3 protein-coding genes are annotated in these 3,493 nt (G+C 58.1%); all 3 read left to right on the top strand.

Translation table 11 applies throughout. The annotated features are described in order from the left end of the window. Positions 1-561: hypothetical protein (locus SGJ19_01445; GenBank protein ID MDZ4778899.1), on the top strand; the 561-nt coding region annotated here is incomplete at its 5' end. Positions 562-1,094: 533 nt separating this feature from the next. Then, positions 1,095-1,388, top strand: a complete 294-nt coding sequence (locus SGJ19_01440) for a hypothetical protein (GenBank protein ID MDZ4778898.1) — start codon at positions 1,095-1,097, stop codon at positions 1,386-1,388. 363 nt (positions 1,389-1,751) lie between these two features. Further along, entirely contained in the window at positions 1,752-3,008 is a 1,257-nt protein-coding gene (locus tag SGJ19_01435; protein MDZ4778897.1) for a tyrosine-type recombinase/integrase, read from the top strand. The last annotated feature ends 485 nt before the right edge of the window (positions 3,009-3,493 follow it).

Genomic DNA, 3,493 nt, shown 5'->3' with positions numbered 1-3,493 from the left:
TCTCGGTCACGAATCCGCGGAAGGGAACATGAGCACTACACTTTTCGACCGACCATCGGTAACCCGCCAAGCGCTGCACTCTTCGAGCGCCGTTTACACATGTTGATCCTGCCGTTCACCCATTCGTTCTATGGGCGTGAGGATCGCTCCTTGACGGCCCGGCTGTTGGATGAACTCCCCTCGATACTTCTCTGGGCGATCGACGGCTGGAGCCGACTGACCGAGCGAGGGTACTTTGTGCAACCGCAGGCCGGTGAGGAACTCCTCGGCGAGCTGTCGGACTTGGCGAGCCCCGTTTCTGCGTTCGTGCGGGAGCGATGCGTGGTTGGCGAGTTAAATGCCGCCATTCCCGTCGCGGATTTGTTCGGGGAATGGAAGGCCTGGACGGAGGAGCGTGGCTGGAAAGACGCTGGCCGAGAGCAGGACTTCGGAAAGTCAATCCGTGCGTACGTCCCCGGACTCAAGTTGACGCACCCCCGACACCGCGTTTCGGGCAGGCCTGTGAGGACCTACGGGGGTATTCGGTTGCGTACGCCGAGTGACGATGACGGTACTCACTGATACGCATGATACGCACATCAATGGAAAGCACGTGTGGCGTGTAGAGGAATCATTATGGGCGCCATGAACGCGAATGTCGCAACTGAAAATGAAATGGCACGTCCAATGACGTGGTGCGCGAATCATGCGAATCAAGCGTATCATTCCCTTTTGCCAGCTTGGCTGGCGGACCCAGTTGTTCCCCCGAAAAAAAACGGCCCCGCACCGGCCGAAATCCCGACGTTGACAAGCCCTGGGACCTCGCAGCACACACTCAGCTACGTGGTTAACGAAGTCGAATCCCCTCCCAGCTCCACTCCGTTGAGTGCTAATGATGTCCCCTGGGCCGACGAACAGCCGTACGCAACGACGTCGGGATGGAGCGACGCCCTCGATGATTGGCCGGCACCGCCATGCGCGGTATGCGGCAGCCTGGAGCTGTGGCAAACCATGTTAGGCGAATGGCGTTGCCACCACTGCAATCCACCGACTGCGTCGCGCCGTTTCTTGCGGCACGCGGAACGGATCAAGGCAAGTCACGCAAGGAGAGGAACATGAGCGACCTCGACTTAGACGACAACACCATCGTGGAGCCGGCTCAAGTTGGGAAATTGAAATCTCCCGCGCCGGCGCCACAGCCACGACGGCGCAAGCGAGATTTGCGAGCAACCTGGTCGTTCGTGATTCCAACTGACGCCGAGGTCGCATCCGTTGAGGCAACGGAGAATCGCTTGGCCAGTTATACGCAGGCCCCGCGGTCGACGCCGCGCTTGAGCCAGGACGCATGCGCGAAGGTCGAGACGACTGCGAGCACGCCGGACGCAACGGTGCGTCAGGAGGGCAGCTAGGTGCCTTCGTCGCAAACAGTCGCATAATAGATACGGTGAACGTATGTTAGACAGATCGGAAAGCATCACCGAGAACCCAAGCATGCGGAAGGTCTGCGCTAGCAAACCGTCATCAGCGAAGGGCCGCTCGTCTAGTTCTCCAGCGGACTTCACAGCATTTCGAAACGCTTGAATGCCTCCGTCGGATTTTTGTAAGTCAACATCCACCTGGGCGGGGAGCCCGTAGCGGAAGGGAAGTGACGTATGGCGAGCATTTCGCGCGACCCGGGAGGGCGACGTCGGATTCTGTTTGCGGGGCCGAATGGCCGGCGGATGACTATACGGCTCGGCAAGGCGTCCCAACGCGACGCTGAGGCCGTAAAGTTGCGCGTCGAGCAATTGCTGGTGGCCAAGCTGACTGGGAATGCGGTCGCCGCGGACACGGCGCATTGGATTGCGGAACTCGATGCCCGGTTGGCGGACAAACTGACGCGCGTGGGGCTTATCCCAAGGCCAACCACAAAAACCGTCCTCGCTCTCGGACCGTTCCTGACTGAGTACATTGCCAGCAGAACTGACGTGAAGCCTAACACGCGAGCGCACCTTGAGCGCGCCATGGTCGACGTGCTCAAATTCTTCGGGGCAGACAAGCCTTTGGAGGAGGTCACGCCGGGCGATGCCGACGAATTCCGTTTGCATCTTCTCACGCGACTCGGCGACAACACAGTTCGACGGATCTGTGGACGGGCTAAGCAGTTCTTCCGGGCCGCCACTCGTAAGCGGATGATCTCCGAAAACCCCTTTGGTGATATGAAAGGGTGCAATGTCCAGGCAAACCGAGAGCGCGACTTCTTTGTGACCGAGGACATGGCACAGAAGGTCCTAGAGGCCTGTCCAAGCGCTGAATGGAGGTTGTTGTTCGCTCTGTCGCGATTTGGTGGCTTGCGTTGTCCAAGCGAACACTTGGGCGTTCGATGGGGAGACGTGGATTGGGCGCTGGGCCGGCTGACTGTCCATTCTCCCAAAACGGCCCATCATGAGGGCAAGGAATCGCGCGTCATCCCGTTGTTTCCAGAACTGAGGAGTCATCTAGAAGCGGCATTTGACGAAGCCCAACCCGGAACCGAGTTCGTGATCACCGGCTATCGGGACAGGAATAGCAATCTGCGGACGCAACTTGAGCGAATCATTCGCAAGGCTGGGCTGAAGCCTTGGCCGAAACTGTGGCACAACTTGCGGGCCACCCGGCAGACTGAGCTGACCCAGACGCACCCCATCCACGTCGTTTGCGATTGGATTGGCAACAGTCAGGCGGTGGCGGCGAAGCATTACCTTCAGGTCACAGATGCTGATTTCGACCAGGCAAACGGGCCGGTGGCGCAGAAAGCGGCGCAGCAGGCGCACGCAAATGATCGCCAGGAGTCGCAAGCGGTACTAGCTCTCACGCCGCAACCCCTGGAATTGCCGGGGGTTGCGGCAACATGCGACACGGTGCAACAGAGCCAAGCTCCCCCGGTAGGACTCGAACCAACGACAATGCGGTTAACAGGGGCAGTTCCACGATCTAGCCGAATGCATGCAAGTAGCGTCTGGGCAATAATCTACGCAAATCCAGGATCATTTGCAAACCATTGCATTTGACGTCGTAAGTGCTTACTCTTCGCGGGTATTTGGCACCATTTCGGGTATTACGCGTACGCACAGCCGTATCGCCGGACCAGCCTTTCTGAAACTGACTTTGCCCGATTCAATTTGATCGTAGAGCCATAGCAATGCCAACATTCGTCCTCGGCGTTTTGGGCTTACTTCTTTCGTACGACGTCGCCGCTTCCCGCCATATTCCTTTCGCGAGTCATGCTCAGACTCACGTTGGGCCAGTGTTCCGCGAACATCTTCGTGACCATTGCGCGTTCCGCCCCAGGCGAGCAGTATCCATAGAGAAATGCGAGCATGCGTCGATCGAAATCCGACAACACGGCGGACGAGGAAGATGCATTCGCGAAAATCGTCTCGACATTTCCTCGATAACTAGGCTCTGTTGACGATTAAATCCGCTTTAGGCGGATGAATCCGAGGGCCAGTTGGATGATTGCCAGAAATGTTTGTTTCAGTTTTTCGTAGCGAGT

It is taken from the genome of Planctomycetia bacterium, assembly GCA_034440135.1.
Lineage (GTDB): Bacteria > Planctomycetota > Planctomycetia > Pirellulales > JALHLM01 > JALHLM01.
This window is presented reverse-complemented; position numbering and strand designations above follow the sequence as displayed.

Coding starts and splice junctions, on each gene's coding strand:
- SGJ19_01440 (MDZ4778898.1), top strand. CDS start 1,095: ATGAGCGACCTCGACTTAGACGACAACACCATCGTGGAGCCGGCTCAA.